This window comes from Janthinobacterium darwini (genome assembly GCF_051380905.1).
Classification (GTDB): domain Bacteria; phylum Pseudomonadota; class Gammaproteobacteria; order Burkholderiales; family Burkholderiaceae_D; genus Janthinobacterium.
Genome location: NZ_JBNYXX010000003.1, coordinates 94,017 through 120,045, shown reverse-complemented (window position 1 = coordinate 120,045; position 26,029 = coordinate 94,017). Strand labels below are relative to the sequence as shown.

Sequence of the window (26,029 nt, the reverse complement as noted above, 5' to 3'; positions counted from 1 at the left end):
TGGCAACCCTCAGCCATGGCCCGCCCGAGCGGACCTGCCGCGATTGTACCCCTGACTATTGTTTAATAATACAGATACACAGGAATTTTTTATAGCCAGCCGGAACGCTTGAACAAGTAATACATATAACCGCAGACACAGCTCATCAGGCCCACGGCCACGGGATAGCCGTATTGCCAATCCAGCTCGGGCATGAACTTGAAGTTCATGCCCCACACGCCGGCGAACGCCGTGAACACGGCGAAGATAGCCGCCCAGGCCGCCAACTGTTTGTTCACTTCGCTTTCATCGATGGCCACCATCGACAAATTCACCTGGATCGCCGTGCTGATGGTGTCGCGGATGGTATCGAGCGTGCCATTGATGCGCGCCAGGTGGTCGTGCACGTCGCGGAAATACTCCTGGGTATCGTGGCACAGCGGCGGCACGCGCCCGCCGTGCAGCTTGCCCACCGCCTCCATCAGGGGCGCCACCACGTGGCGCAAAACCATGACCTTGCGTTTCAACTGGTACAGCCGTTCGATATTGTCGCGCTCGGTGCCGCGGTCGAAGATGCGGTCCTCGATCAGCTCCAGCTCCGATTCGAGCGCATCGAGCACGGGAAAGTAGCGGTCGACGACGGCGTCCATCAGCGCGTACAGCACGAAGGCCGAGCCCTGGCGCAACAGGTGCGGTTCGCGCTCGGCACGCGCACGCACGCCGAGGAAACCTTGCGAGCTGTTGCTGCGCGACGAGAGCACATAATTGGCGCCAACGAAAATGTCGACTTCGCCCATGACCAGTTCGTTCTCGACCATTTCCACGGTTTTCACCACGGCAAACAGGGAATCGCCATATTCCTCGATCTTCGGACGCTGATGGCCCCGCTGCGCATCCTCGACGGCCAGTTCATGCAGGCAAAACTCGTGCTGCATCTGTTTCAGCTCGGCCGGCGTGGCATCGAGCAAGGCCACCCAGACGAAACAGTCGGGGCGCTCGACGTAATCGCTGATATCGTCAATCGGCAAGTCGGCCAGTTTTTTGCCATCCTGGTAGGCCACGCAGTTAATCAGCATACAGTTCCACAATGAAAGTTAAGACCAGACGAAACAGTCCGGCAGGCGCCAGCTTACCTTATCGCCCGCCTTTGTTGTGGGTGTTGTGGCGTGCAAGGGACGCCGAGGGGAAAAGCGGACGGGGGAGTCCCCGTCCGGCCATGCATCAATCGTCCTTGGCGCCGTCTATGCCCAGTTCCGAGATCTTGCGGGTGATGGTGTTGCGGCCTATGCCCAGGCGTACGGCGGCGTCGTTCTTGCGCCCGTGGGTATGCTTGAGCGCCGTCTTGATCAGGGCCGACTCGAATTGCCGCCCCAGCACAGCCATGACTTCCTGCTGCCCCGCGCCCAGCATGCCGGCCGCCTGCAGTTCCAGCAAGCCGATCCAGCCCGGCGGCGCGCCGTTGGCGGGCGCGGGCGCTTCGAAGACTTGGCCGCCATGCGCATGAGCAGCATTCGCTGGCGCCACGTCAGCGGACGCCAGCGGCGCGGCGCCATCGCCCTGCCCTTGCGTCAGTTCCAACGGCAAGTCCTTGATTTCCACCGTCTGCCCCGGTGCCATCACTGTGATCCAGTTGCACAGGTTTTCCAGCTGGCGCACATTGCCGGGCAAATCGAGGCTGCTGAGAAACTGCATCGTCGGTTCGCTCATGCGCTTGGCTTCCACGCCCAGCTGGCGCGCGCTTTGCACCAGGAAGTGGCGCACCAGGATGGGGATATCCTCGCGCCGCTCCCTCAAACTGGGCAAGCGCAGCCGGATCACATTCAGGCGGTGATACAGGTCTTCACGGAACAGGCCGTCGCGCACGCGCTGCTCAAGGTTCTGGTGCGTGGCTGTAATGACGCGCACGTTCGCCTTCATGGGCTGGTGGCCGCCTACGCGATAGAAATGCCCGTCGGACAGCACGCGCAGCAAGCGCGTCTGCAGGTCGAACGGCATGTCGCCGATTTCATCGAGGAACAGGGTGCCGTTCTCGGCCTGCTCGAAGCGGCCCCGGCGCGTCGTCTGGGCGCCCGTAAACGCCCCGCGCTCATGACCGAACAATTCGGATTCCAGCAAATCCTTGGGGATCGCCGCCGTGTTCAGGGCGATGAAGGGCTGCGCCGCACGCGGACTGTGCTTGTGCAGCGCGCGCGCCACGAGTTCCTTGCCGGAACCGGATTCACCCGTGATGAGCACCGTCACATTCGATTGCGACAGGCGGCCGATGGCGCGGAAGACTTCCTGCATGGCTGGTGCCTGGCCGAGGATTTCCGGCGTTTCCGAGGGGCCCGATTCGACGCTGGTCTCGCGCAGGCTTTCTTCCAGCGCGCGGCGAATCAGCTCGACAGCCTTGTCGATGTCAAACGGCTTGGCCAGATATTCGAAGGCGCCGCCCTGGAAGGACGCGACGGCCGAATCAAGGTCGGAAAAGGCGGTAATAATGATCACCGGCAAGCCAGGAAAGCGCGACTTGACCGTCTGCAACAATTCCAGGCCGGACGCGCCCGGCATGCGAATATCGGACACGAGCACTTGCGGCGTGTCAAATTCCAGTGCCGCGATGGCGTCGCGCGCATTGGCAAAACTCTTGGTGGCGAGATTTTCCCGCGCCAGGGCTTTTTCCAGCACCCAGCGGATTGATTCGTCGTCGTCAACTATCCAGATTGGCTTCATTAGTGTGTGCGTCCCGCAATGGATTTCATGGGTGGGATACCCCCTCGCTTATGGCAAGGGTAGAACGATCCTGAAATCGGTGTATCCAGGCCGGCTTTCGCACTCGATCACGCCCAGGTGCTGTTGCACGAAGGTTTGCGCCAAGGTCAGTCCCAGCCCACTGCCGCCTTCCCTGCCCGACACCAGCGGGTAGAAAATCCGGTCGCGGATCTGGGGTGCGATGCCCGGTCCATTGTCAATGATATGCAAGTCTAATGCCAGGTTGTAGCGGACCTTGGCCAGGGTCACCTGGCGCGCCACGCGCGTCTTGAAAATCAGCTCCGCATCACCCGCCTCGATGCGCTCGGCCAGGGCTTGCGCCGCGTTGTGCGCGATGTTGAGCACGGTTTGTATCAATTGCTCCTTGTCGCCGCGAAACTCGGGGATCGAGGCGTCGTAATCGCGCGAAATGGTGAGACCACTGGGAAATTCGGCCAGGATCAGGCTACGCACGCGCTCGCACACTTCGTGGATATTCACGTCGCCCACAATGTGCGGGCGGCGGTGCGGCGCCAGCAAGCGGTCGACCAGGGTTTGCAGGCGGTCCGCTTCCTTGATGATGACTTGCGTGTATTCGCGCAACTCGCTCAGGTGCAGGGCCGGCAATTCCAGCTCCAGCAGCTGGGCCGCGCCGCGGATGCCGCCCAGCGGGTTCTTGATTTCATGCGCCAGGTTGCGGATCAGCTCCTTGTTGACCTGGCTCTGGTCGAGGATGCGCTCTTCGCGGTCGAGTTTTAACTGCTGCACGTTTTCGCGCAGCTCGATCAGCACGCCGTCGCGCGACGCGTCGAGGGCGCTGACGATGCTGTGCACGCGCAGCGGCTCGCGCCCCAGGCGCTCCAGGCTCAGGTCCTGGCGCAAGTCGGAAAACTGATGTTCGAGCGCCTGCGCACAGATGCCGGCCAGTTCGTCGGGATTCAAGAACAGCGCCGTGAGCTTTTGCCGCGACAGGGCTTTCAACGAGCTTTCCAGCAGGTTTTCCGCCGCCGCGTTGGCATAGCTGATGCGCCCGTCGCCATCGAGCAGGATCACTGCCGAGGCCAGCAAATCAAGGCCGGCCAGGTGGGCGGGACGACTGGAATGGTTGTCTATTGTCATGGTCTCATCATCGGATATTGGCGATCTCGCGTTTCAGGGCCTCGACGTTTTGCTGTGTCCGGCTAATGTTGTCCTTCAACTGCGCCACCCGTTCCTGGTATTTTGCATAGTTACGCTCATTGCCCTGGCGCTCAGCTTGTCCTGCGTTCAATTCCAGGCGCTGGGCCACCAGTTTCTGCTCTTCGCTGCGTAATTCGTCCTGCAGGATCTGGCGCCGGTCCAGGTCGCGCGCGCGCTGCTCGGCGCCATCGACCTTGGGAAACGCGCCGGCGGCAGGCGCCGCCGTGGCCAGCGCCTGCGTGGCGGGCCGGGCAGGCGCACCGGCCAGCGGCGCCGTCTTGCGTGGCGGCTCCGTCATGGCGCCGGGCAAATCGAGCAACTGGCAATGCGCGCCGGCACGCTTGTCCGTGTACGTCTTGTGTCCTTGTGCATCGGCGCACACATACAACTGCCCGTGCGCCTGTGCCGCCGCGCCCAGCAATCCTGCCATCAGCGCCATTCTGTAATGCTTGGTCAATCTTCACTCCTGTCGGCACATGCCGCATCGTTCCTGGGCCGACTATACAACACTGCACTGGCGCCGCCTTGGCGCGCCGCATAAAAAAACGCGGGCAAGACCGATCGCCTCACCCGCGTTTCTTATTCACTACCGGCAAGTTGCCGGCATGGCGCCATTACAGCGAGTAGTACATGTCGAACTCGGCAGGATGCGTGGTCATGCGCATGCGCTGTACGTCCTGCATTTTCAGTTCCAGGTAGGCATCGATCATGGAATCGCTGAACACGCCGCCACGGGTCAGGAACTCGCGGTCCTTGTCCAGGGCTTCCAGTGCTTCTTCCAGCGAAGCGCACACGGTAGGGATCAGTGCGTCTTCTTCTGGCGGCAGATGGTACAGATCTTTCGAGGCGGCTTCGCCCGGATGGATCTTGTTGGCAACGCCGTCCAGGCCAGCCATCAGCAGTGCGGCAAAGCACAGGTACGGGTTCGCCAGTGGATCCGGGAAACGCGCTTCGACGCGGCGGCCTTTTGGATTGGCTACGTGCGGGATACGGATCGAGGCGGAACGGTTTTTCGCCGAGTACGCCAGTTTCACCGGAGCTTCGTAGCCAGGTACCAGACGCTTGTACGAGTTGGTGCCCGGGTTGGTGATTGCGTTCAATGCCTTGGCGTGCTTGATGATGCCGCCGATGTAGTACAGGGCGAAATCGGACAGGCCGGCATAGCCGTCGCCAGCGAACAGGTTTTTACCATCTTTCCATACGGATTGATGCACGTGCATGCCCGAACCGTTGTCGCCAACGATAGGTTTCGGCATGAAGGTGGCGGTCTTGCCATAGCTGTGCGCCACGTTCCACACCACGTATTTCAGGTTTTGCGTCCAGTCGGCGCGCTCGACCAGGGTCGAGAACTTGGTGCCGATTTCATTCTGACCGGCGCCGGCGACTTCGTGATGATGTACCTCGACCGGGATGCCCAGCGATTCCAGAATCAGGCACATTTCCGAACGCATGTCCTGGAAGCTGTCCACTGGTGGCACCGGGAAGTAGCCGCCCTTGACGGTAGGACGGTGGCCGCTGTTGCCGCCTTCGATGTCCTTGCCAGTCGACCACGAACCTTCGTCCGAACCGATCTTGACGAAGCAGCCCGACATATCGATCTTCCAGCGCACGCTGTCGAAGATGAAGAATTCTGGCTCAGGGCCGAAGTAGGCGGTGTCGCCCATGCCCGACGATTTCAGGTAGGCTTCGGCGCGTTTCGCGATCGAGCGCGGGTCGCGGTCATAGCCCTTGCCGTCCGACGGTTCGATCACGTCGCACTGCATGAACAGCGTGGTTTCTTCCATGAACGGGTCGATATTGGCCGTGTTTGGATCCGGCAGCAGGATCATGTCGGACGCTTCAATGCCTTTCCAGCCAGCGATCGAAGAACCGTCAAAGGCGTGGCCCGACTCGAATTTGTCCATGTCGAAGTGCGACACGGGAACCGTCACGTGCTGCTCTTTACCACGGGTATCAGCAAAGCGGAAATCAACGAATTTGACTTCGTTTTCTTCTACCATCTTCAAGACTTCTGCGGCTGTCATTGCCATGCGTATCTCCTAAATGAATGTGGGGTGAGCCGACCTTAATGCGTCTGGGCTGATGAAGCGAAGCAAACATTGCGTGCCACCAAAACTCATAAGGATCATAGCAGATTCCATGCCAGCTTCTGGACGGATGTGGCCACGTGGGTCAAAACCCGGTCATCCCAGTGTAAGTTTTCATGCCTGCGATTTTCACGCGCGTTTGCGTCAAATCAAGAATGCACTATGCAAGTGCAAAAAACGAATAACGCACCATTATCGTGCATTTTTTGGCGATTCCTGAAAAATGCCTTCTTGTGGTGCATGCGCCGTATACCGTGACTTCCCGTTTGCGGGGCGCGGACGGCGCACTATAATCGTTCACACCTTTCCACTTTCATCGAGGACGCCATGACTACCGCCGCCGACATCCTGACCACCGCCCGCAGCCGGGCCAATGAAGGTACGCCATATGCCGGCGCCGTCACGCCGCAGGAAGCGTACGACTTGCTGCAACTCGATGCAGCCGCCAAGCTCATCGATGTGCGCACGAATGCCGAGCGCGACTGGGTCGGCCGGATCGACCTCGCCGATACCCAGCATGGTGCGGTGCAGTGGGCCACCTACCCGGGCGGCGTGCCGAATCCCGACTTCCTCGCGCAACTGGCAGCCCAGGCTGGCAAGGACGAGGTGCTGCTGTTCCTGTGCCGCTCCGGCGTGCGTTCGCGCCATGCGGCCAAGCTGGCCACCGAACACGGCTATATGAATTGCTTCGACATCCTCGAAGGCTTCGAGGGCGACAAGGATGCGGACGGCCACCGCAAGCAGATCGGTGGCTGGTGCAAGGCGGGACTGCCGTGGCTGGGCGCCTGACACCAGGAACAACTGAACAGCTGTCAATGACGACTACGCGGCGGCCGGATGCAGAGCCAACCGTGGCTCGACGCTTCAGGCCGGCTCGCCCACCTCGGGCGCCGGATGCTCACCCATCAGGGTCAGGATGCGCTTGCGCACGAAGTTGATGTGGCTGCGCAAGCCATACAGGCCGTCGGCAAACGACAGGGGAATCGAGATCTGATTGACCATTTCCTCGATCTGGTCCAGCCGCTTCAATTGCGCCGCATACACTTGCGCGCGCTGCTCTTGCGGCACATCTTCCAGCGCCTGCTCCACCGTGCGCAGCTGGCCGTACCAGCGGTACACGCGCGAGCGAATGCGCCACACGTACAGCGGCGGCACCACGCGCGACAGGGGCAGGATCAAGGCACCGAACGCCACCACCAGCACCCACATGCGGTCAAAGAAATTGGCCAGCCAGAAACTCATGTAGCGCTGCAACACAGGCGCGCCATCCTTGTAGAATTTCAGCGCCTCGGGCGCCACGGGAATTTCCGTATAGCGCGCGGACGGGAACTGCCCCTGCTGCTGGAACCAGCCCGTGCCCCCATGAATGCGGGCCGCCGCCTGTACGAACAGGTCGACCAGGGCAGGATGCAAGTCTTCGCGTGCGACTAAAGTGGCGGTCGGCGCGATCAGGTGGTAATCCTGTGCGGGGATGTTTTTACCCAGGTCGACGATACCGCGCGGCAAGACGACATGCGTGAGGAAAGGCAGGCGCCGCGTGTACGCTTCCGCTTGCGAAAAATCAAACAGCTTGATACCCGGCGTTTGCAGCAGCATCTGGATCAGCGGCGCTTCCGGCGCCGAGCTGAACACGAGACCATCGACGCGCCCTTCCAGCAGCTCCACCGTGGCGGGCGTGTTCTGCAAGTCGCTCACCGTCAACTCGCTGGCTTCCACACCATTGACGGACAGCAACTGCCGGAACAGACTGGGCACGCCCGTGCCTTCCGGCCCCAGGTTGATCTTCATGCCCTTCAATTGCGTCAGTTCCGTCACCGCCTTGTCTTCGCGCAGGAACAGCCAGACGGGCTCCGTAAACAAGCTGCCCAAGGATATGAGGCCATGGCGCTCGGCATCGGCGTGTTCCGTCGAGCCGCTTTGCACGAAGGCAATATCGGTCTTGCCGCTATTGAGGCGCTGCAGGTTATCCTGCGAGCCCAGCGATGGCTGCAAGGTCACCTTGATGCCGTGCTTGGCCAGGGTGGCCGTATATTTCTTGCCGAATTCTTCATACGCGCTATTGTCTTGCCCCGTCGACAAGCTCACCTGGCGCGGCGGCGCCGGGTCGACCAGCCAGTAAGCGAGCGCGCAAAACGCGCCCACCAGCAGCAGGGTGGGACCGGCGGTGGCGAGGAAATCGCGCACGGAGAAGCGGCTGAACGCGAGGATTTTGGACATGTGGTGGCGCATAGGTTTCATGGGTGGCTACGATGCCAAGAAAATCTCAACTATGCAAGGCATCTTACATGCGCGGCATAGTCATTTCGGCTACAGTGGCAGATCGATCACCTGCCCCCGGAGCCCCGCATGCTGAAAATTCTTGGAAAAGCCGCCTCGATCAACGTCCGCAAAGTCCTGTGGACCTGCGAGGAACTCGACCTGCCGTACGAACGCGAAGACTGGGGCAGCGGCTTTCGCGCGACGGACGAGCCGGCCTTCCTGGCCTTGAATCCGAACGCCATGGTGCCCGTGCTGCTCGACGGCGACCTGGTGCTGTGGGAATCGAACACCATATGCCGCTACCTGTGTGCGCAAGCGGGCCGCGAGGACTTGTTGCCCAGTAATCCCCGCGCCCGCGCGGAAGTGGAAAAATGGATGGATTGGCAAATGGGTGACCTCAACAACAGCTGGCGCTACGCCTTCATGTCGCTGGTGCGCCACAGCCCCGCGCACCAGGATGCGGCGCAGCTGGCGGTGGGTATTGCCGGATGGAACAAGATGATGGCCATCCTTGAGCAGCAGCTGCAGCGCACGGGCGCCTTCGTCTGCGGCGAACAATTCACGCTGGCCGATATCGTGCTGGGCCTGTCCGTCAAGCGCTGGCTGATGGCGCCGATGCAGCGCCCCGACACCCCCGCCATCGCCGCGTATCACGCACGCCTGGCAGATAAAACCGCCGTATTTGCCGGCTAATCGAGTTCCATAGCTTCGACCGTGCCGCCGATGACATAGCAATCGCCATCGCGGCGCACTTCGTCCAGTGTAGCGGGATCATCGTGCGTGTAGGTGCCGTCGACATCGACGCACCAGACATCGCCGAAACGCAGCAACTTCACGCCGCAGCAGATGCGGTTGATGAAGTTGCCTGGCGTCCTGAGCAGCACTTCCCGCACCTCGCCCACCGTGATGGCGACCTGGCGCCAGACATTGCCTTCCAATCCATGATTTCGTGCGTACAACACGATGCGCACGGCTTGCACGCCTTGCGGTCCGTACATTGGCTCGAATGATACGAGTGCGCCATCGTCAAAGCGGTGATATTGCGCAAAGATTTGCTGCGTTCTTTCCATAGCTACTTTCTTCTCAGCAAAAAAAACCGGCCCGCGAGGGCCGGCTCTCAGCTGCAAGCACGCCTTAATTCGTACATTGCTTGGCCACGCCTTCCGCAGGCGCGGGCGGCTCGATCAGCGGCATCAGGCTCGGTGCCAGGGACACCAGCAATTGCACCGGCAAGGCGCTGGTGAAATCGTAGTTCTTCGATTCTGGCCCCCGCACATACGCCGTCATGCTGCCATAGAAGCGCTCGCCGATATTGAAGACGAACGTGGCCGAACGGTTCACATAGCGCGACTCAATCAGGCGGCCACCGGCGCCATACACGTCGAAGCGCTGGTCGCCCGTACCCGTCTTGCCGCCCATCGGGATGGGCACGCCGTCGGCGCCGACAAACGCCGTCTTCGCCCGCTTCGCAGTACCGTCCGACACCACTTCGCGGATGGCCTTGGCGACGGCCTTGGCCACGTCCGGCGACAGCACTTGTTCCGCCTCTACCTTGGTGCCCCGCTTGACCATGGTGTCATACGGCGTGTTGGCGGCGAAATGCATGGAATCGATGCGCACGCTCGGTTTGCGCACGCCATCGTTGATGATGATGCCCATCAACTCGGCCAGCGCGGCGGGACGGTCGGCGGACGCGCCCAGGGTGGTCGCGTAGGACGGCACCAGCGAATCAAACGGATAGCCCATCTTCTTCCACTGGCGGTGGATTTCCAGGAAACCTTCCACTTCCAGCAAGTTGGCGATGCGGCGGTCCTGCGCATGCTTGCGGTGCGTATTGAACAGCCATTTATAGACTTCCTGGCGTTCCTTTTCGCTGGCCGCCACCATCTGCGACAGGGTGGAACCTTCGTGCTGGCGCAGATACGCCACCATCCACAATTCCAGCGGATGCACATTGGCCAGATAACCGCGGTCAGCCAGCGACCAGTTTTCCATCGCGTACTGCTGGTACATCTTGGCCACGCGCTCGGGCGGCACTTCGTTTTGCGACGGCAAGTTGGCGTTGAGGAAATCGCCAAATTCCGCCACCGTGCCCTTCGGATTGACGGTGCGGAAGATATTCGCCAGGCGCACGGGGGTCGGGCGTATGCTGGCCAGCAAAATCTTTTCCTGCTCGTCGACGCTCTTGCCGCGGTACTTCTGATAGAAGCGGTGCAGGAACTCGCGCCCTTCCTTGTCGGCAAAACGGCTCAGGTACTGTGCCCGGCGCGGATCGTCCGCGTCCGCCAGCAGCGAGGCCGAGGAATCGGGCCGCGAGAACATGTAGTAGCGGGCCACATCGCGCATCAGGCGCACGAACACCAGGTTGGTCGACTGGCGCAGCGCCTGCTGCACCGTCATGATGCGGCTGTCGTCGAGCTTGGAGAAGTTGCCGAAATGATGCAAGCCACCGCCCGTGAAGAAACCTTCGCCAGGATTGCCCGAATATTTGCGTTCCATCGCGGCCGCCAGCATGGCGGGCAAGTTGCGCGCCTCGCCGAGCGGCAATGGTTTCAAGTAGACAATGCCCCACTGCGACAGCATGTCCTTCGGATCGACGGCGATCTTGCCCAGCTCGGCGGCGCCCATCCCGCTGTAGCGCTGGTGCAACTGATCGATGATGTCCAGATACGTGACCAGGGTGCGCAGCTTGGCCGTAGAGCCCAGGTCCAGCTTGGCGCCTTCGTTGATGTCGAGCGGCTGGTCAAAATTGTCAGTTTGCACGCGCAGCAAGTTCGCTTGCTCGCCTTTTTGCAGCAGGGTAAAACTGTAGACGACGTTGGCAGGGTCGCCATTGCCCAGCATGCCCTTGCCCGTCAGGCCGGCCGCTTTCGCCACTTCCGGGTCGCGCAGCTCGCGCAAGACCTTGGTCACGGCGTTTTGCGCCTGCGCATCGAGCGTGCTGACCACTTTCAGGTCGAGGCGGTCGAGGTTGTACAAGCGCGGATCACCGAGCATGCTGGCCAGGTGGTTGCGCACGGCATTCGAGGCCTTGCGCGTAACGAACGAGGTCGATGCTTCCGATTGCACGCCCGATGCCGTCGACGGGCGCAGCTTTTCGGCGATGGCCGCATTGCGCAGCTGCGGCGAAATCACGCCCGCTTGCGCCAGCAGGCGCAGATGGCTGTTGGTCAACTCTTCCAGGTCGGCACCACCGGCCACCAGATAATGCGATGGACGGCGCTGCGCGATCAGCAGGCTCAGCGCCTGCTTGTAGGCCAGCGCACTATCTGGCTGCTCCATATTACCCTTGAGCAAGGCTTTCACTTCGGCAAACGGGCGGCCATACCAGACCCACATGCCATCGCCGATGCCGTTGACCTCGCCAAAACCGCTTTTTGCCGACAGCGGCACGGTATTCAGGTAATTGAGGACGATCTTGCGCCGCGCTTCCATGGTGTTTTCACCATTCTGGTAGGAGCGCAAGCTGGCCGACAGCATCTGCAGCAGCTTGTCCTGCATGGAACTGGTGCGCCCATCTTCCGAATGCCGGTATTTTTCGATCTGCGTGGCCAGGGTGCTGCCGCCACCGCCGCGATGGCCGCCGAACAGGTTCAGCGCCTTGTCCAGAATCGCCTTGCTCAGGCGATCCCATTCCACGGCGGGATTGCGCATGGGCGTGCCCGGGTCGAGCAATTCGCGATTTTCAATGAACAGCAGGCTTTGCACCAGCGCGGGTGGCGCTTCGGCAAAGCTGTCGAACATGCGCTCGGGATAGCTGGCCGCGAACAATGGCGCGGCGCGGCAATCGAGGATGCTCAGTCCGGCGCGGTTTTTCTCGTGATAGGTAGCAAAGATGCCCCTGTCGACCAGCTGCACCATTTTCGGCGACATGCGCGCCTGCGCCGTGACGGCATAGTCGCGCGCATTGAGCTTGCTAATAAAATCCGGCAAGCTGGCATAGCCGAGCCGCTCGTCATACGGACCATGTTGCGGATAGCGGATGGCGCCCGCCGGTGCAGGGCCAGGCTCGACCTTGAACGTCAGCTGGCGATCCAGGCGCGTGAAAAACTCCGCCTGCAGGGCCGACGTACGCACTTCGCGCATGACGAACCACGCCACGCCGGCGATCAGCGCCAGCAAAATGATGGCAAAGATGGGCCAGATGCGCGTACGGCGCTTCTTCGGCGGGATCGCCGGCGGCGGCGTCTCGGCGGCTGGATCAGAGGGGGGCCGCTCTTGCGCGGCCAGGTTGACGCCTGTGTCTTTCATGGGATGCTGGGGTAAGGTTGGGTTTGGACGGCGTGGAAAATGCAGTAGCGATACCGCTCCGCGCAGGATAAGACGAGGGCCAGCCAGGGCCGGTCACAACAAAGCTTGCTTAACATGATGTCCATACCAGTGAATCAAAAAACATGTTGCTGCACAGGCAGGCAACCCCGCGTTTGACACGCAAGGTCCCTGTTCACCATTCCACCACATCGGCATGAAAACGACTGACGAGCGCACACAAAAATCTTGCTTCATTGAAGATTTTCGCAAAAAAACAACGTCTTGGAACGGTCGCCTGCGTACTAAGATGCAAGGCGGCCCGGACACAAGCGAAAAAGCCGCCGGCGCCGGGCGGGCAACATCTCAGATGGTGTGGTATTCCGCCTGCAAGGTATCGAGTGCGGCGCACATGTCCGCAAAGGCAGCCGCCGCCTGCGTGGGTTCGCCCTTGACGCCCAGTTCGATATGCCGGCGCGTCTGTGCATCGCCCACGCTGGGCAGGCTGAACACCTTGATTAGCGGAAACTCCGCTTCCAGGCGCACCATCAGCGGTGTCAGCAGGGATTCGGCCGTTTCATACACGAGCAAGGCATGTTCCGCATGCGGCACCTGATTGAACAGATGCGCATAATGCGTGTCGAGTACCCATTCGATCATGGGCCAGGACATGACGGGAAAGCCCGGCACGAAATAATGTTCGCGCACGGCAAAGCCGGCAATCTTGTTGTACGGATTCGGAATCAGCTCGGCGCCTTCGACAAATTCCGCCATTTTCAAGCGGTGCAGGTTTTCCGGCGAATTCAAATCGGCCGGCACACCCGCCTCTACGCCCATTTCCGTGATGCGCTGCTCGATATTGAGCTTGCCTTGCGGGTGCAGTACCAGCGGCAAGCCCAATGCATCGGCCGCCGCCTGGCGCGTATGGTCGTCCGGCGTGGCGCCGATGCCGCCAAAGCTGAAGACGATGTCGCCGCTGGCAAAACTGCGCTTGAGCAAGGCGACCAGGCGGGCCGGTTCATCGCCCACGTATTCCGCCCAGCTCAGCTGCAAGCCGCGCTGCTTGAGCATGCTCACTACTTTCGGGAAATGCTGGTCAGTACGCTTGCCCGACAGGATTTCGTCGCCGATGATGATCAATCCGATAGCCATGGAACTTCCTCGTTCGATTCGATTAAAGGTCAGGATTCACTCAGGTCAGGCGTCCGCTGGCGCCACGTCGGTCATGCCGCGTACGCCCCGCAAACGCGACAGTGCTTCCAGGCAGTAATACTGGAACCACAGACCCGTAAAGATAAAGATCAATACATACAGCCAGATGGCGAACGCCGCCAGGAAGGGGAAGAACACCACTGACATCACGCCGCCCATCCACAGCATGCCCGGCACGGCGCCGGCCGCGCCAGACACCATGCCGATGGCCAGCAGGGGCCAGCGCTGCGTGCGCATGATGGCGTGGCGCTCTTCCACGCTGGCGTAGTCGGCCATGGCGTCATACGCCATCACGCGGTAGGTCAGCCAACCCCACAGCACGGCCTGCCCCACCAGCGCGGCAGGCGGAAACGCATACAGGGGCAGCATGAGCAGCCAGACGACGATGAACAACAGAAAGGTGGCCAGCGAGGTGCCGACGCTGCCAAGCAGGCTGCCGCCATGTTTCTTTTCCAGCTGCGGAAAATGCCGCCCGCCAATATGGCGGCCGATGGCCGGCATGGCGAACAGTCCCATGAAAATAAGCGCCGTCAATATCATCAGCGGCAGCAACATGAACATGGCGATCAGGGGCACGATCACGGCTTTCAACATGCCCAGGCCGAAAGTGGACAGCACCTGGCCACTGGTGCGGAAGAAATCGTACTGCGTGAACAGCGCGTGCAGGCTGTCGATCAGCGGTTGCAGGCCCACATACAGCAGTGCACCCCACAGTATCAGCGACAGGATGAACGGCGCGACGCTCAGCAGCAGTATCTTGCCGTGCAATTGCGACAGCAAGGCGCGGCCATACGAATTCAACACATTACGCATCAACGGCGTCCTTTTCGTTTAATTCTTGCAAATTCCACCATACGGCGCAGGCCCAGCCATTGCTGCTGCCAGAAACCTCGGCCATAGTTGCGTCCAGGCCGGCCCACGCCATGGCTGTCGATGCGGGCCAGCTGGTCGCGCACGCCTGTGCGCGCGTAGCCCGCCGAGAAATTCGCGGTGCCCAGCAGCATATCCCAAATCGGCAAGACCACGCCGAAGTTGCAACCACCCATGCTGCCCTTGCCTTTCGACTCGTGCCCCACGCCGATCGCGTGATGCGTGCGGTGGAAACGGGGCGAGATCAGCAGCCGCTCGCCGATGCGGCCGAAGTGTATCCTCACATTCGCGTGCTGCAAGCTTTGCAGAATGCGCGAAATAGAGACCAGCAGCACGTACTGGCCCGGCGGCACGCCGATACCGAGCGCCACCAGGGCCATCACCACGTCGCGCAAGAAGTCATCGAGCAAGTGATTGCGGTCGTCGCTCCACAAGTTCATGTTTTGCTGGCTGTGATGCAAACTGTGCAAGCCCCACCACCAGCCGACATGGTGCGAGGCACGATGGTAGCAATAGTCGACGAAGTCCAGTATGACAAAATAAATGATAAAACTGAGGAAGGGACTGATGCCGGGCAACAGCGATTCCAGGTTCAGGGGATGGATATTATCGAAACGCAAAGCGCCCGCCAAGGCATCCATCAGCGGATCGAGCGTGAAGAAGACCAGCACGGAAAACAGGCCGATGCGGTGCAGCACGGTATAGATGAAATCGTTCCGGCGGGCGCGCGGGTCGGTGATCTTTTGCGCGGGAATCAGGGCTTCGAGCGGGCGCAGCACGAGAAACAGCAGCACCAGTTCGCACAGGCCGATCAGCAGCCACTCCGTGCCCTCGAAAGCCTCTTCCGTGAATTCGCCAAAGCCCAGGTGATACACGAGGGGATTCACCACAGTCTGGAACAGCCAGCCTTGCGCCATGCCAAAGGCATCGACCACGGCGTCGATAGCCGGTTGCACGATGGCGCTGATGTCGGCGGCAATCATGGCTGGCCCTTCTTTTGCGCGTAGGCAGGATGCTCGCGCAGCGTGGCAAAACAGAAACCCTTGTCTTGCAAGCCGGATATCAAAGCATCCAGGTTGGCGGGCGCCCAAGGGTCTTTGCGTGACCAGATGCCCATGTGCGAAATGAAAATGTCGCCGCTGCGCAAGTTTGCCAGCGCTTTTTTCAGCAGCATGGCATTCGGATACTTGTCGCTGGGCAGCTCGTCGCCCGAGTAGCCCGCCGGCGCCCAGCCTGCATGCTGGTAGCCGCAGGCGCTGCCGGCCGCCAGGGTGCGCGGCGAGGTGTAGCCGCCCGGCGCGCGCCAGAACGGATCAAGCTTGTGCCCGGTCAACTCCTGGAAGCGCGTATCGACCCGGCGTAATTCCTCGCAGAACTGCTTGTCGGTGAAGGACGCGAGCTTGCCGCCATCCTTGCCAAACTGGGGCTTGACCTGGATCAAGCCATGGTCCAGATCGTTCTTCCAGTACACGTGGTCAAACGTATGCGTGCCGAATGCATGGCCTTCGGCGACCCTGTCTTTCCAGTACGGCGCCCACGAGGCATCGAGCGAATAGTCGCCGCGGGTGGTCTTTTCATTGGCCAGGAAGAAGGTTGCCTTCACATGGCGTTTATTCAGCACGTCGGCGATCAGTTGCGCTTGCGACTGGCTGCCCGTGTCGAAGGTCATGTAGATGGTGCCCTTGCAGGCGGCCGGCGTGGCCGTAGGGGTAGCAAATGCGGCGGCGGCATGCGCGGTCGACAGCATGGCGCTGGCGCACAGCAGCACGGCGGGCAAGCCGCCAGTCAGAATAAGACGCTTCATCATCACATGCGCGGCGAATGGGTGGCGAAATACACGCCATGGGGCGAGCGGCCCACCGGTATCATCTTGATCACCTTGCGCGTGGTCAAATCGATCACGGCCACTTTCTTGATCCAGCGCAAGGTCACCCACATGGTCTTGCCATCAGGCGTGATTTCCATGCAGTCCGGGCCGCCTGGCACATTGATGGTGCCCACGTTTTCCAGGGTTTGCTGGTCGATGATGTTGATGGTGTTCGAGACGCGGTTCGAGACAAACGTCATGCGGTTGTCACCGAGCGCGCGGAAATTATGCGTACCGGCGCCCGCCTTGATGCGCTTGACGGTCTTTTGCGTGCGCCAGTCGATTACTTCCACGTAGTCGCTGCCCATGATGCCCACCAGCAAATGTTTGCCATCGGGCGTCATGGTGATGCCGGCCGGCGCGGGACCCACGGGCATGGTCCATTTGACGGTTTGCGTGGCCAGATCGATGGCGCTGACCTGGTTGCTGCCCTGCTGGGTAATAAAGGCCATGGTGCTGTCGGCCGTGAACGCCATATGACTGGGCAGCTTCGGCAGCGCGATGCGCTTGGCCAGGGTCAGGTTCTTGCCGTCGTAGCGGTACAGGTCGATGCGGTCCAGGCGCAGCGAGTTCGAGATGAACCATTTCTGGTCCGGCGAAAAGCCGATCTGGTAGGGGTCGAGGATATTGCTGATGCGGCGCTGGATCTGGCCCGAGACGGGGTCGAGGAAAATCAGCTCGTTGCCGACGGAACTGGCGACGATCAGCGACTTGCCGTCCGGCGTTTCCATCAGATGATGCGGTTCCTTGCCGACGGCAAAGGTGGACAGGGGAGCATAGGTTTTCTGGTCCAGCAGTTGCACCGTAGCATCACGGGAATTGAGCACCACCACCACTTCGGCTTGCGCCGTAGACATTGCGGAAACCAGGCACAGCGAGGAAAAAACAAGGCGGCGTAGACTGCGGAACATGGAAGAAATCACTGTTAAATACAAAACAGGCATTTTACGTGGAACACTGTATTTTTTGTATGAAATCCCCCCTTAAATGCGACCGGCAACCACACTTCGCCGTATTTCCCCCCATTTTCCCTGCGCCGCGCCTGGAATGGCGCTTTGCAACTCATTGCTCTACAATCTGAAGCTTTCATCGCCTACACAAGGATTATCATGACCACCATCACTACCGCTTCCGGCCTGCAATACATCGATACCGTCGTCGGCGAAGGCGCTGAAGCGCAAGCCGGCAACAATGTTGTCGTACATTACACGGGCTGGCTGCAAAACGACGACGGCAGCGCCGGTTCGAAATTTGACTCGAGCAAGGACCGCAACGACCCATTCGAATTCCCGCTGGGCGCAGGCCGCGTCATTCAAGGCTGGGACGAAGGCGTGCAAGGCATGAAAGTGGGCGGCAAGCGCCAACTGATCATCCCGGCAGCACTGGGCTACGGCGCACGCGGCGCCGGCGGCGCGATTCCACCGAACGCCACCCTGATTTTCGACGTTGAACTGCTGGGCGTATAAGCTGGCTCCATAAGAAGAAGCACCGCGCTCGCAAGACCGCGCCAGGCGCCGCCCCTCTACATCGAGCGGCGGCGCTTTTGTTTTGAGTATCCCCTCTAATGCACGGCGCCCTTTTTTCACTATGATGTCAGGCACTGCAGCACGCACGGTGGCCACTCCGCCGGGCCTGCCGCACTTTTCCAGCGATTCCATCAGCACACAGGAGCCATCATGAGTTTACAAGAGCAATTCGAACAAGCGCAGCTCGATTCCAAGACCCTGTCCGAGCGTCCGGACAATATGACCTTGTTGAAAATCTACGCCTTGTTCAAGCAAGCCTCAAGCGGCGACGCCACGGGCGAGCGTCCTGGCATGACCGACTTCGTCAACCGCGCCAAGTTCGACGCATGGGCGGCTCTGGCCGGCACCTCGAAAGAAGAGGCGCAACAGCAATACATCGACTTGATCGAAGACTTGAAGGACTGATCTTCCCTCCCCTGCCCCGGCACCTGCCGGGGCAGTATAATTTCTGCATGACACCATCACCAATTTCCAGGGTTTCCCTGGCACATGCCGCCGACCTGTCCCGATTGTTCGACGTCTGGCACCTGTCCGTACGCGCCACCCACGATTTCCTCGACGACAGCGATATCGCCTTCCTGATGCCCTTCGTGCGCGACGAGCTGGCCAGAGTGACAGCCGAACGCCTGCTGCACGTGCTGCGCGCCGATGACGGCGTCGCCTATGCCTTCCTGTGCGTCGAACACGCCAAGATCGAGATGCTGTTCGTGCATCCCGACCAGCGCGGCAGCGGCGCCGGCCGCGCACTGCTCCAGTACGCGATCGCCAGCCGGGGAGCCACGGCCGTCGATGTCAACGAGCACAACACGCAAGGCCATGGCTTTTATCGCCATCTGGGCTTTATCGAGGATAGCCGTTCCGAACTCGACCCGTTCGGCAAGCCTTTCCCCATTTTGCACCTGAAACTGGCCGAAAACGGCTGAAAACTCACCAAAAACCACAAAAACAGGCCGTTAACGTCAAAGTGGCTACCAAATCGGTAGCCACTTTTTTACGCCTGTCTCGGCTGCAAACTTACTTTTTTGCCGCCGCTAAGGCTTGCGCAATCCAGCCGTCAAACGTCTGCTGGTGGTACTTGATCCAGCCAGCCGTATGGCGCGCGATATCGGCCTGCGTGTTTTCGCCGCGGCGCATGCGCTCGTTCTGCGCATTGATATCGGCCACCGGCAGTTGCATCACCTCGAACAGCTTGGCTGCGGCCGGATTTTTCTCCGCCCAGGCCTTGTTGGACACGATGCGCGCCGTGTTGACGGCAAAACCGTAATCGCTGCCATCGTCGAGGCGGGTATTCACCTTGTCCGGATTGGCCGAGAATGGCACTTTCAGCCAGACCACGTCCTTGCCCGGCACCAGAACGCCACTGACCCAGTACGGCGTCCACGTGTAGTAGAGGATCGGCTCGCCACGCTTGTAGCGGCCCAGGGTATCGGCGATCAGGGCCGCATAGCTGCCCTGCACGTGCGTCACCGTCTTGCGCAATTTGTACGCATCCATGTGGTTCTCGATCAGCGCTTCGCAACCCCAGCCGGGATTGCAGCCCGTCAAGTCGGCCTTGCCGTCGCCATCATGGTCGAACAGCTTGGCCAGGGTGGGATCGCGCAACTGGTCGATATTCGTGATGTTGTACTTTTCCGCAGTCGCCTTATCGATCAGATAACCTTGCGCGGCCGGACCGGCATACTGGCCCGTGCGCAACAGCTTGGCGTCGCCGCCCGCATTGTTATAAAAATCCTTGTGCATGGGGTCCCAGTGCACGGCCATGAAGGTGGCGTCGCCATTGGCGATGGCGATATGCGCGGTCGGGTACTCCACTTCCTTGATCGGCTGCACTTCATAGCCCAGCTTTTCCAGGGCTTTGTCGACCAGCATGGTCTGGAAGGTTTCTTCCGCGATCGAGCTTTGCAGCGGCTGCACCTTGACACCCTTGCCGGGCAGCGCATCGGCGGCCACGGCCGGCGTCTGCGCCATGGCCAGGCTGGTGGTCAGGGCCAGAGCGGCGATCGCCAGGGCGGAAAACAACTGGAACTTGCGTTGCGATTTTTGCGTCACTTTAAAATTGTCAATTTGATGCATGTGTATCCTTTCTCTTTCTTATTGTGCGTTGGCAAGCGTGGCTTGCTGTGCGGCATTCGCTTCAGCCTTGGCAGCGTTGCCGCGCACCAGGCGCAGCACGAAACCGGCAGGCCCCGTCTGATACCAGTGGCGCACGCCACGGCGCGGCTGGCCCATCGCTTGCGTCAAACGGTCCAGGGTGATGGCCAGCAGCACGATGCCCAGACCACCCACGGTTGCCAGACCCATGTCCAGGCGCCCAATACCGCGCAGTACCATCTGACCCAGACCACCGACGGCGATCATCGAGGCGATCACGACCATCGACAGCGACAGCATCAGCGACTGATTGATACCGGCCATGATGGACGGCATGGCCAGCGGAAACTGCACGCGGGTCAGCAACTGCCACGGCGAGGCGCCATACGCGCGGGCCGCTTCGATCAGGTCAGGACGCACCTGGCGGATACCCAGGTTGGTCAGGCGCACCAGCGGCGGCAAGGCAAAGATGATCGTCACGATCACGCCTGGCGCATTGCCGATACCAAACAGCATCACCACCGGCACCAGATAAACAAAGGCGGGCGTCGTCTGCATGGCGTCGAGCAGGGGGCGCAGGATATTCTGCGCGCGGTCGCTGCTGGCGAGGAAAATGCCCAACGGCAAACCGATGGCCAGACAGAACGCCAACGACGTCAATACCAGCGACAGGGTCGTCATGGCTTCCGGCCAGATGCCCAGCATCGACACCACCAGCAGCGCCAGCACGGTGCCGACGGCCAGGGTGCGGCTGGTAAATTGCCATGCCAGCAAACCGATGATGGCGATCACCGTCAGCGACGGAGCGGCCAGCAGCACGCCTTCCACGCCGGACAACACGCTGTCGATCGGCGCACGCACGGCCTGGAAAAAGGGGCGGAAATGCGCCACGACCCAGCCCAGGCCCTGGTTGATCCAGCTTTCCAGCGGCAGCGAGCCGTCGAAAATCTGCGTCAGGTGAAAGCCGCTCGCCTGTTCCGGCTGCACGGCAGGCGCGGCGGCATCGAGCCACGCGGTGCTGGCGTCGGTGGGCGGCGTCAGCGCCCAGGGATTGATGTGGGCGGCCTGTTCAACAACAGGTTCTACTGTGGAAACGGTGCTTGGGTTCATGCTTGTCCTTTCTGTTGTTGTGGCTCGGCAATGGCTGGCGTATCGCGGTCGAGGAACTTCAGCAGAGTTGTCTTGCTGATGGCGCCGCGGAAGCTGCCGTCATTGGCCACCACAGGGACGGCGTAAGGCAGTTGCGCCACCTGGCCAAAGAGGCCGGCGACTGGCTCATCTGCATTGATGGTCTGCACGTCGGGCAGATAGGCATGCGCCAGACCCAGCGGGCCGACATGGCCGTCGAGCGCACTGCGCAAGGAATCGGCCGAAACGACGCCGAGGAACTTGCGCTGCGGATTGACGACATACGCAAAGGCGCGATCCTGCTCTTCCAGCATCGACAGCGCGGCGCGCGAGCCGCGGCTCGGCGACTCCGACACCACGATCTGGCTCTTGCGGGCGATATCGCTGGCCTTGAAGACGGCCGCCGCATCGACGCCGCGCACGAAGTTGCGCACATAATCGTTGGCCGGTTTGCGCAGGATTTCTTCCGGCGTGCCCACTTGCACCACGTGACCGTCCTTCATGATGGCAACGCGGTCGCCGATGCGCATGGCTTCGTCGAGGTCATGCGAAATGAAGACGATGGTGCGGCGCTTGATTTGCTGCAAACGCAGCAGTTCCGATTGCATTTCCGTACGAATTATCGGATCAAGGGCGGAAAACGCTTCATCCATCAGCAAAATCGATGGATCGCAGGCCAGCGCACGGGCCAGGCCCACGCGCTGCTGCATGCCGCCCGACAATTCGTCAGGATAGCTGGCGCCGTAGCCGTCCAGGCCCACCTGCTCCAGCGCTTGCTGGGCCAGCGCATGGCGCTCGGCCTTGGGCATGCCGGCCAGTTCCATGCCGAAGGCAGTGTTGTCTAGCACGGTAATTTGCGGCAGCAGCGCGAACGACTGGAACACCATGCTGATGTCCTTGCGGCGCAGGGCGCGCAACTGGGCGTCCGGCAAGGTATTGATGTCGTTGCCGTCGATCAAAATGCGGCCGGCGGTCGGCTCGATCAGGCGATTCAGCATGCGCACCAGGGTCGACTTGCCCGAACCGGACAGGCCCATGATGACGAAGATCTCGCCCGCTTCTATGGTAAAGGTGGCGTCGAAAACGCCGATGGTGCAGTCGGTCTTGGCCAGAATATCCTGCTTGCTGGCGCCCTGACGGACGAGTTCAAGTGCTTCTTCTGGCTTGTCGCCGAACACTTTGAACACATGGTCGATAATGATTTGTTTTGCCACGATGTGGTTCTCCCTCGATTTGACGAATGGAATGAAACCCAGCAAGCTGCTAGCTTGCGGCGGGAATCAGCAAACCCTGTTGCGTCGGCTACGCCACGGCGCAAAAGCGCACGGGAGCGACAGTAAACAGGGGGTGACACGCGTGTGACCAGCGGATGGCCAAAGCCGATGCCGGGGTGCCGTGTGCGTGCTAAAAGAGGCTGTGGTTCAGGACTTTTAACAACGCTAGCGCCATGCAAATACATGGCACCAAATGTATTTGACCGAAAAAAAATCGACCAAGCTACTTTTAACTGGATGCGGGTGTAAAACCCGAAGAATTATTCACCACTCAGCGAGCGGAGAGTACTGCGAAGCAGAAGGTGAAACGCGGTGTAGCTGTTGTAAATATGACTCAAGTATAACGCAAAAAAGCACTAAAGTCCAATAGCTTTCCAAATAGAAATGTGATAGCAATGTTCGCTAACGTACAGTCAGACGTAAAAAAGGCGAAAAGAGACGTGGTTTCATCGTCTTTTCGCCCATCACTGCGAGACGCTCCCTAGCACCAAATTTGGCGCCAGACAAGCGGGTGAAACGCCATCAAACTGACTCGGTAAACACCTTGCGCATCTTCTCGGCAATCTTGCCTTCGATGGTGGAAGCAAAGGCGCTGAGCATGAAGCCCAGCTTGATTTGCAGTTGCGCCTGCTCTTTTTCCAGGGTCAGCGAGCCATCGACGCCGCTGCGCTCGAAGCGCAGCACATCGCCATCCCAGGCACACACCAGGTCATATTCCTGGGCCAGCTTGTCGGCCACTTGCTGTGCCGCTTCGCGCGCCTTTGCTGCTGTCAGCTTATGTTGCTGAACTATATTTATATCCGCCATCAAACGATCCTTTTATTATAAAAACGGGCAATACGGCCAGCATCATACCAGCCGCCATACGGCGGGCATGGCGGCAGCTGGCGCCGGGCGGCTAAAAAAGCCCGTCCTTCCCACGCATCGTTTGCGCGGGATCAAACCGGACGCGCCGAAGCGGGACGACTATTCCAGTTCGAGTTGCGCGTGTCTTGGAGAGCTACCATGGACCAGAAAGTCATCGTGCCGGCCGACGTCGCACTGAACAAATGCGTGTCCTTGCCCGTCGGCTATGTCCCTACCCCCTCGGCGCCGTACCGCCAGCACCGCAAGAATGCGCAACTGACCCTGCAGCCAGGCCCGCCCCGCCTGAGCGAGGCAACGGCCCGCAACCTGACCGCCGTGCCCGTCGGTTCGCGCGTGCTGATCTGGAAGCAAGACCCGTCCGTCAGCGACCTGGGCACGCGCAAGTCCTTCCTGCCCGGGCTGATCCTGCAAGGCCCGCGCGACGCGCGCATCACGTTTGGCGAACCGGGCATAGCGCAGGTCAGCCCGAATGCCTTTGGCGACTTCATTGTCTCGCCCAACACCGACCAGTTCGATGCCGTACATACCTTTGCCATCGTGCGCATGACGCTCACCATGTACCAGCGCGCGCTGGCCCGCAACGACACGGCGCCGCCGCTGCCCTGGCAATGGAATAGCGCCAGCAACACGGCGCCCCTGCGCGTATTTCCGCACGGTTTACCCAATGTCATGAATGCGTATTACAGCCGCAGCGACAAGGCCCTCAAGTTCGGCGACTTCATCCCCAGCGGCGCCACCGAGCGCGTCTACACCTGCCGCTCGCTCGACATCGTCTCGCATGAAACGGGGCACGCCGTACTCGATGGCCTCAAGCCCAATTGGCTCCTCAGCAACAATCCACCGCAAACGGGCGGCTTGCACGAATCGTTCGGCGACCTGACGGCCATCTTCCTGGCCCTGTCGCAGCTGGACCAGGTTGAAGCCGTGATCGCGCAAACCAAGTCCGATCTGCACGACAAGACATTTCTCGCCGACCTGGCGGAGCAGTTCGGCCTGGCCCTGGGCCGGCCGAACGGCTTGCGCAATGCCGACAATGACATCAAATTGTCGGAAGCAGGCACGGAAGTGCACGCCATCTCGCAAGTGTTTACGGGCGCCATCTACGACATCCTGGCCGACATCTTTGCCCACGAACGCCAGCCCCAGCTGGAAGACGATGCGGCCGTGCTGCACCGCTGCGGCGACTACCTGCGCAGCCTGGTCCTGCGCGCCCTGGTGGCGTCGCCCGAGCAGGCCGCCACGTTTGCCGACGTGGCTGGCCACATGCTGACAATCGCCGGGGCCGACGGCAATGGCGCCTACCTCGATTTCATCCGCAACAGCTTTACCGTGCGCGAAGTGTTCAAGGCCTATGCCATGACAGAAGATGGCCAGACGAGCTTTGCCCCCGATATCGTCGACGAAGTGGGCGCCGTGCAAGACAGGCGCGCCTGCTGCGGTACCATGAACCATGCGCAATACTGCGAGTCGGATCAATTGCTCGAAGCGGAGCGCGACGCGCTGGCCGCCTGGTGCCGCAGTTACGGCCCCCGATAGACAGCCCGGCAGCGCACCAGCACGCCCGCTTCAGGCCTGCCGGACTAGCGGCGGGCCATAGCGCGTCCTACCACCATCGATAGCAAGGAGCACCATGAAAATTTCAGCCCGCAGCAGCGGCGGCTTTGCCGGCCTGAGTGAACAGTATGACATCGATACGCAAGCCCATCCGGCTGGCCCCGGGCTGGAAGCGGCACTGGCCAGCAGCGGCTTTTTCACGCACCCGCAGGGCACGGACGAACAGCTGGGCGCCGATATCCCCCATTGGCAGATCACCGTCGAGGCGCCTACCGCGCGCCGCACCATCACGTTTGCCGAGGATGGCAGCGCTGAAAACGCACGTTGGCAACAGTTGCTGACGAAAATACGTGCCGGCGCCTGATTTTTCTGGCATGTATTTTGTGTCGGTTTTGATTTGAGCAAAACAAAAACACCACACGGCAAGACAGCACGCCGCACGCCCTGCACCCTGCCGTATCGGGCGACTGTCGCTTTCTTGCCGCGTTCTTCATGGCAACGTCCCGGATAGTCGCTGAAATGCGCTCTCTGCGCGGCAACGGCAACGCGTAAAAATGAATTTGCTTATATGTATTGTATATAAGCGGGATTTGTGAGAAATAGCGAATTGCCTTAAAATACAATGCTTTGCTTTAGTATGCGCCGCCGAAGTTCCTGCAGGCGCTACAGCACCTCCCCCAAATTGATAGGACTGTTATGACCCACGTTGTCACCGAATCCTGCATCGCCTGTCGCTACACCGACTGCGTCGATGTCTGCCCGGTAGATTGTTTCCGGGAAGGCCCGAACTTCCTGGCAATCGATCCGGACGAATGTATTGACTGCGCCGTCTGCGTGGCAGAGTGCCCGGTGAACGCGATTTTCGCGGAAGAAGACGTGCCGGGCGACCAGCAAGCCTTCATCAAGATCAACGTCGATCTGGCCCGCAACTGGCCTTCGATCACCAAGACGAAGGCTGCCTTGCCGGAAGCCGAGCAATACAAGGACGTCAAGGACAAGCTCGACATGCTGGTGCGCTAAGCACACGGCAGTTGCGGCGGTCGTTCCGGCGGGGATCGCCCTCCCCGCAGGGGCTTAGCGGCAAATAAATGTACAAGAAGCAGCGGAAACGCTGCTTTTTTTGCTTTTAAAACATCGTTGCAGGTCTATCCACGCAAG

The 26,029-nt window shown here is 60.6% G+C and carries 25 protein-coding genes; 8 read left to right on the top strand and 17 right to left on the bottom strand.

The window, feature by feature from the left end; all coding sequences use genetic code 11:
• Positions 1-89: 89 nt before the first annotated feature.
• The 5 genes from corA to glnA all read right to left on the bottom strand — a co-directional run bounded on the left by corA (position 90) and on the right by glnA (position 5,918).
• Positions 90-1,055 (bottom strand): magnesium/cobalt transporter CorA, encoded by a 966-nt coding sequence (corA, locus tag ACQ4WZ_RS18990; protein ID WP_101484056.1) that lies wholly within the window; start codon positions 1,053-1,055, stop codon positions 90-92.
• 145 nt (positions 1,056-1,200) lie between these two features.
• Positions 1,201-2,691 carry a nitrogen regulation protein NR(I) gene (gene ntrC, locus ACQ4WZ_RS18985; protein ID WP_436574226.1) on the bottom strand — a complete coding sequence of 497 codons (1,491 nt, stop codon included), beginning with the start codon at positions 2,689-2,691 and terminating at the stop codon, positions 1,201-1,203.
• Between the two features lie 48 nt (positions 2,692-2,739).
• Positions 2,740-3,828 (bottom strand): nitrogen regulation protein NR(II), encoded by a 1,089-nt coding sequence (glnL, locus tag ACQ4WZ_RS18980; protein ID WP_101484054.1) that lies wholly within the window; start codon positions 3,826-3,828, stop codon positions 2,740-2,742.
• A 7-nt stretch (positions 3,829-3,835) separates the two neighbouring features.
• A complete protein-coding gene (locus ACQ4WZ_RS18975) occupies positions 3,836-4,345 on the bottom strand; it encodes a DUF4124 domain-containing protein (protein WP_306821375.1) in 510 nt (169 codons plus the stop codon).
• 157 nt (positions 4,346-4,502) lie between these two features.
• Positions 4,503-5,918 (bottom strand): type I glutamate--ammonia ligase, encoded by a 1,416-nt coding sequence (glnA, locus tag ACQ4WZ_RS18970; protein WP_070219258.1) that lies wholly within the window; start codon positions 5,916-5,918, stop codon positions 4,503-4,505.
• A gap of 384 nt (positions 5,919-6,302) precedes the next feature.
• On the opposite strand from glnA, the gene ACQ4WZ_RS18965 reads away from it, so the two are divergent.
• Positions 6,303-6,764: a rhodanese-like domain-containing protein gene (locus tag ACQ4WZ_RS18965; RefSeq protein WP_436574225.1), complete on the top strand. Its 462-nt coding sequence runs from the start codon at positions 6,303-6,305 to the stop codon at positions 6,762-6,764.
• A gap of 75 nt (positions 6,765-6,839) precedes the next feature.
• Here ACQ4WZ_RS18965 and ACQ4WZ_RS18960 read toward each other — a convergent pair whose 3' ends face one another.
• Complete coding sequence (locus ACQ4WZ_RS18960) at positions 6,840-8,192, bottom strand: TAXI family TRAP transporter solute-binding subunit (protein WP_436574224.1); 1,353 nt, start codon at positions 8,190-8,192, stop codon at positions 6,840-6,842.
• Between the two features lie 129 nt (positions 8,193-8,321).
• Between ACQ4WZ_RS18960 and ACQ4WZ_RS18955 the strand changes: the two genes are divergently transcribed.
• On the top strand, positions 8,322-8,927 hold the full coding sequence (locus tag ACQ4WZ_RS18955; RefSeq protein ID WP_101484052.1) for a glutathione S-transferase family protein: 606 nt from the start codon (positions 8,322-8,324) through the stop codon (positions 8,925-8,927).
• On the opposite strand, the gene ACQ4WZ_RS18950 is transcribed toward ACQ4WZ_RS18955, so the two are convergent.
• The 7 genes from ACQ4WZ_RS18950 to ACQ4WZ_RS18920 all read right to left on the bottom strand — a co-directional run bounded on the left by ACQ4WZ_RS18950 (position 8,924) and on the right by ACQ4WZ_RS18920 (position 17,342).
• Entirely contained in the window at positions 8,924-9,304 is a 381-nt protein-coding gene (locus tag ACQ4WZ_RS18950) for a hypothetical protein (protein WP_101484051.1), read from the bottom strand. The genes ACQ4WZ_RS18955 and ACQ4WZ_RS18950 overlap by 4 nt on opposite strands.
• Before the next feature lie 64 nt (positions 9,305-9,368).
• Positions 9,369-12,485 carry a transglycosylase domain-containing protein gene (locus ACQ4WZ_RS18945; RefSeq protein WP_436574223.1) on the bottom strand — a complete coding sequence of 1,039 codons (3,117 nt, stop codon included), beginning with the start codon at positions 12,483-12,485 and terminating at the stop codon, positions 9,369-9,371.
• A gap of 363 nt (positions 12,486-12,848) precedes the next feature.
• Positions 12,849-13,634: a competence/damage-inducible protein A gene (locus ACQ4WZ_RS18940; protein ID WP_101484049.1), complete on the bottom strand. Its 786-nt coding sequence runs from the start codon at positions 13,632-13,634 to the stop codon at positions 12,849-12,851.
• A gap of 45 nt (positions 13,635-13,679) precedes the next feature.
• A complete protein-coding gene (locus ACQ4WZ_RS18935) occupies positions 13,680-14,507 on the bottom strand; it encodes an EI24 domain-containing protein (RefSeq protein ID WP_133994052.1) in 828 nt (275 codons plus the stop codon).
• The gene (locus ACQ4WZ_RS18930; protein ID WP_436574222.1) at positions 14,507-15,547 is read right to left on the bottom strand and encodes a sterol desaturase family protein; all 1,041 of its coding nucleotides are present in this window, start codon (positions 15,545-15,547) and stop codon (positions 14,507-14,509) included. Before ACQ4WZ_RS18930 ends, ACQ4WZ_RS18935 begins: the two co-directional genes overlap by 1 nt.
• Positions 15,544-16,368, bottom strand: coding sequence for a polysaccharide deacetylase family protein (locus ACQ4WZ_RS18925; RefSeq protein ID WP_436574461.1), 825 nt, complete (start codon positions 16,366-16,368; stop codon positions 15,544-15,546). The genes ACQ4WZ_RS18930 and ACQ4WZ_RS18925 overlap by 4 nt, the downstream gene beginning before the upstream one ends.
• A gap of 2 nt (positions 16,369-16,370) precedes the next feature.
• Positions 16,371-17,342 carry a YVTN family beta-propeller repeat protein gene (locus tag ACQ4WZ_RS18920; RefSeq protein WP_133994054.1) on the bottom strand — a complete coding sequence of 324 codons (972 nt, stop codon included), beginning with the start codon at positions 17,340-17,342 and terminating at the stop codon, positions 16,371-16,373.
• 198 nt (positions 17,343-17,540) lie between these two features.
• On the opposite strand from ACQ4WZ_RS18920, the gene ACQ4WZ_RS18915 reads away from it, so the two are divergent.
• From ACQ4WZ_RS18915 to ACQ4WZ_RS18905, 3 genes are all read left to right on the top strand, one after another.
• Positions 17,541-17,897 (top strand): FKBP-type peptidyl-prolyl cis-trans isomerase, encoded by a 357-nt coding sequence (locus ACQ4WZ_RS18915; protein WP_101484045.1) that lies wholly within the window; start codon positions 17,541-17,543, stop codon positions 17,895-17,897.
• A 210-nt stretch (positions 17,898-18,107) separates the two neighbouring features.
• A complete protein-coding gene (locus ACQ4WZ_RS18910) occupies positions 18,108-18,362 on the top strand; it encodes an acyl-CoA-binding protein (RefSeq protein WP_034782468.1) in 255 nt (84 codons plus the stop codon).
• Between the two features lie 47 nt (positions 18,363-18,409).
• A complete protein-coding gene (locus tag ACQ4WZ_RS18905) occupies positions 18,410-18,880 on the top strand; it encodes a GNAT family N-acetyltransferase (protein WP_436574220.1) in 471 nt (156 codons plus the stop codon).
• A 91-nt stretch (positions 18,881-18,971) separates the two neighbouring features.
• Here ACQ4WZ_RS18905 and proX read toward each other — a convergent pair whose 3' ends face one another.
• The 4 genes from proX to ACQ4WZ_RS18885 all read right to left on the bottom strand — a co-directional run bounded on the left by proX (position 18,972) and on the right by ACQ4WZ_RS18885 (position 23,257).
• Positions 18,972-20,030 (bottom strand): glycine betaine/L-proline ABC transporter substrate-binding protein ProX, encoded by a 1,059-nt coding sequence (gene proX, locus ACQ4WZ_RS18900; protein ID WP_133994058.1) that lies wholly within the window; start codon positions 20,028-20,030, stop codon positions 18,972-18,974.
• An 18-nt stretch (positions 20,031-20,048) separates the two neighbouring features.
• Positions 20,049-21,158: a glycine betaine/L-proline ABC transporter permease ProW gene (gene proW, locus ACQ4WZ_RS18895; protein WP_436574219.1), complete on the bottom strand. Its 1,110-nt coding sequence runs from the start codon at positions 21,156-21,158 to the stop codon at positions 20,049-20,051.
• A complete protein-coding gene (gene proV / locus ACQ4WZ_RS18890) occupies positions 21,155-22,390 on the bottom strand; it encodes a glycine betaine/L-proline ABC transporter ATP-binding protein ProV (protein WP_101484880.1) in 1,236 nt (411 codons plus the stop codon). Before proV ends, proW begins: the two co-directional genes overlap by 4 nt.
• A gap of 582 nt (positions 22,391-22,972) precedes the next feature.
• Complete coding sequence (locus ACQ4WZ_RS18885; protein ID WP_101484041.1) at positions 22,973-23,257, bottom strand: polyhydroxyalkanoic acid system family protein; 285 nt, start codon at positions 23,255-23,257, stop codon at positions 22,973-22,975.
• 198 nt (positions 23,258-23,455) lie between these two features.
• Here ACQ4WZ_RS18885 and ACQ4WZ_RS18880 point away from each other — a divergent pair, with 198 nt between their 5' ends.
• From ACQ4WZ_RS18880 to fdxA, 3 genes are all read left to right on the top strand, one after another.
• Positions 23,456-24,853 carry a gluzincin family metallopeptidase gene (locus tag ACQ4WZ_RS18880; protein WP_133994060.1) on the top strand — a complete coding sequence of 466 codons (1,398 nt, stop codon included), beginning with the start codon at positions 23,456-23,458 and terminating at the stop codon, positions 24,851-24,853.
• A 94-nt stretch (positions 24,854-24,947) separates the two neighbouring features.
• Positions 24,948-25,235 (top strand): protealysin inhibitor emfourin, encoded by a 288-nt coding sequence (locus ACQ4WZ_RS18875; protein ID WP_133994062.1) that lies wholly within the window; start codon positions 24,948-24,950, stop codon positions 25,233-25,235.
• 332 nt (positions 25,236-25,567) lie between these two features.
• Positions 25,568-25,891 (top strand): ferredoxin FdxA, encoded by a 324-nt coding sequence (gene fdxA / locus ACQ4WZ_RS18870; protein ID WP_010395176.1) that lies wholly within the window; start codon positions 25,568-25,570, stop codon positions 25,889-25,891.
• Positions 25,892-26,029: the final 138 nt, after the last annotated feature.

Bases quoted from the DNA above. Each gene is read 5' to 3' on its own strand.
- corA (WP_101484056.1), bottom strand. From the start codon at position 1,055: ATGCTGATTAACTGCGTGGCCTACCAGGATGGCAAAAAACTGGCCGAC.
- ntrC (WP_436574226.1), bottom strand. From the start codon at position 2,691: ATGAAGCCAATCTGGATAGTTGACGACGACGAATCAATCCGCTGGGTG.
- glnL (WP_101484054.1), bottom strand. From the start codon at position 3,828: ATGACAATAGACAACCATTCCAGTCGTCCCGCCCACCTGGCCGGCCTT.
- glnA (WP_070219258.1), bottom strand. From the start codon at position 5,918: ATGGCAATGACAGCCGCAGAAGTCTTGAAGATGGTAGAAGAAAACGAA.
- ACQ4WZ_RS18965 (WP_436574225.1), top strand. From the start codon at position 6,303: ATGACTACCGCCGCCGACATCCTGACCACCGCCCGCAGCCGGGCCAAT.
- ACQ4WZ_RS18960 (WP_436574224.1), bottom strand. From the start codon at position 8,192: ATGTCCAAAATCCTCGCGTTCAGCCGCTTCTCCGTGCGCGATTTCCTC.
- ACQ4WZ_RS18955 (WP_101484052.1), top strand. From the start codon at position 8,322: ATGCTGAAAATTCTTGGAAAAGCCGCCTCGATCAACGTCCGCAAAGTC.
- ACQ4WZ_RS18950 (WP_101484051.1), bottom strand. From the start codon at position 9,304: ATGGAAAGAACGCAGCAAATCTTTGCGCAATATCACCGCTTTGACGAT.
- ACQ4WZ_RS18945 (WP_436574223.1), bottom strand. From the start codon at position 12,485: ATGAAAGACACAGGCGTCAACCTGGCCGCGCAAGAGCGGCCCCCCTCT.
- ACQ4WZ_RS18940 (WP_101484049.1), bottom strand. From the start codon at position 13,634: ATGGCTATCGGATTGATCATCATCGGCGACGAAATCCTGTCGGGCAAG.
- ACQ4WZ_RS18935 (WP_133994052.1), bottom strand. From the start codon at position 14,507: ATGCGTAATGTGTTGAATTCGTATGGCCGCGCCTTGCTGTCGCAATTG.
- ACQ4WZ_RS18930 (WP_436574222.1), bottom strand. From the start codon at position 15,547: ATGATTGCCGCCGACATCAGCGCCATCGTGCAACCGGCTATCGACGCC.
- ACQ4WZ_RS18925 (WP_436574461.1), bottom strand. From the start codon at position 16,368: ATGAAGCGTCTTATTCTGACTGGCGGCTTGCCCGCCGTGCTGCTGTGC.
- ACQ4WZ_RS18920 (WP_133994054.1), bottom strand. From the start codon at position 17,342: ATGTTCCGCAGTCTACGCCGCCTTGTTTTTTCCTCGCTGTGCCTGGTT.
- ACQ4WZ_RS18915 (WP_101484045.1), top strand. From the start codon at position 17,541: ATGACCACCATCACTACCGCTTCCGGCCTGCAATACATCGATACCGTC.
- ACQ4WZ_RS18910 (WP_034782468.1), top strand. From the start codon at position 18,108: ATGAGTTTACAAGAGCAATTCGAACAAGCGCAGCTCGATTCCAAGACC.
- ACQ4WZ_RS18905 (WP_436574220.1), top strand. From the start codon at position 18,410: ATGACACCATCACCAATTTCCAGGGTTTCCCTGGCACATGCCGCCGAC.
- proX (WP_133994058.1), bottom strand. From the start codon at position 20,030: ATGCATCAAATTGACAATTTTAAAGTGACGCAAAAATCGCAACGCAAG.
- proW (WP_436574219.1), bottom strand. From the start codon at position 21,158: ATGAACCCAAGCACCGTTTCCACAGTAGAACCTGTTGTTGAACAGGCC.
- ACQ4WZ_RS18885 (WP_101484041.1), bottom strand. From the start codon at position 23,257: ATGGCGGATATAAATATAGTTCAGCAACATAAGCTGACAGCAGCAAAG.
- ACQ4WZ_RS18880 (WP_133994060.1), top strand. From the start codon at position 23,456: ATGGACCAGAAAGTCATCGTGCCGGCCGACGTCGCACTGAACAAATGC.
- ACQ4WZ_RS18875 (WP_133994062.1), top strand. From the start codon at position 24,948: ATGAAAATTTCAGCCCGCAGCAGCGGCGGCTTTGCCGGCCTGAGTGAA.
- fdxA (WP_010395176.1), top strand. From the start codon at position 25,568: ATGACCCACGTTGTCACCGAATCCTGCATCGCCTGTCGCTACACCGAC.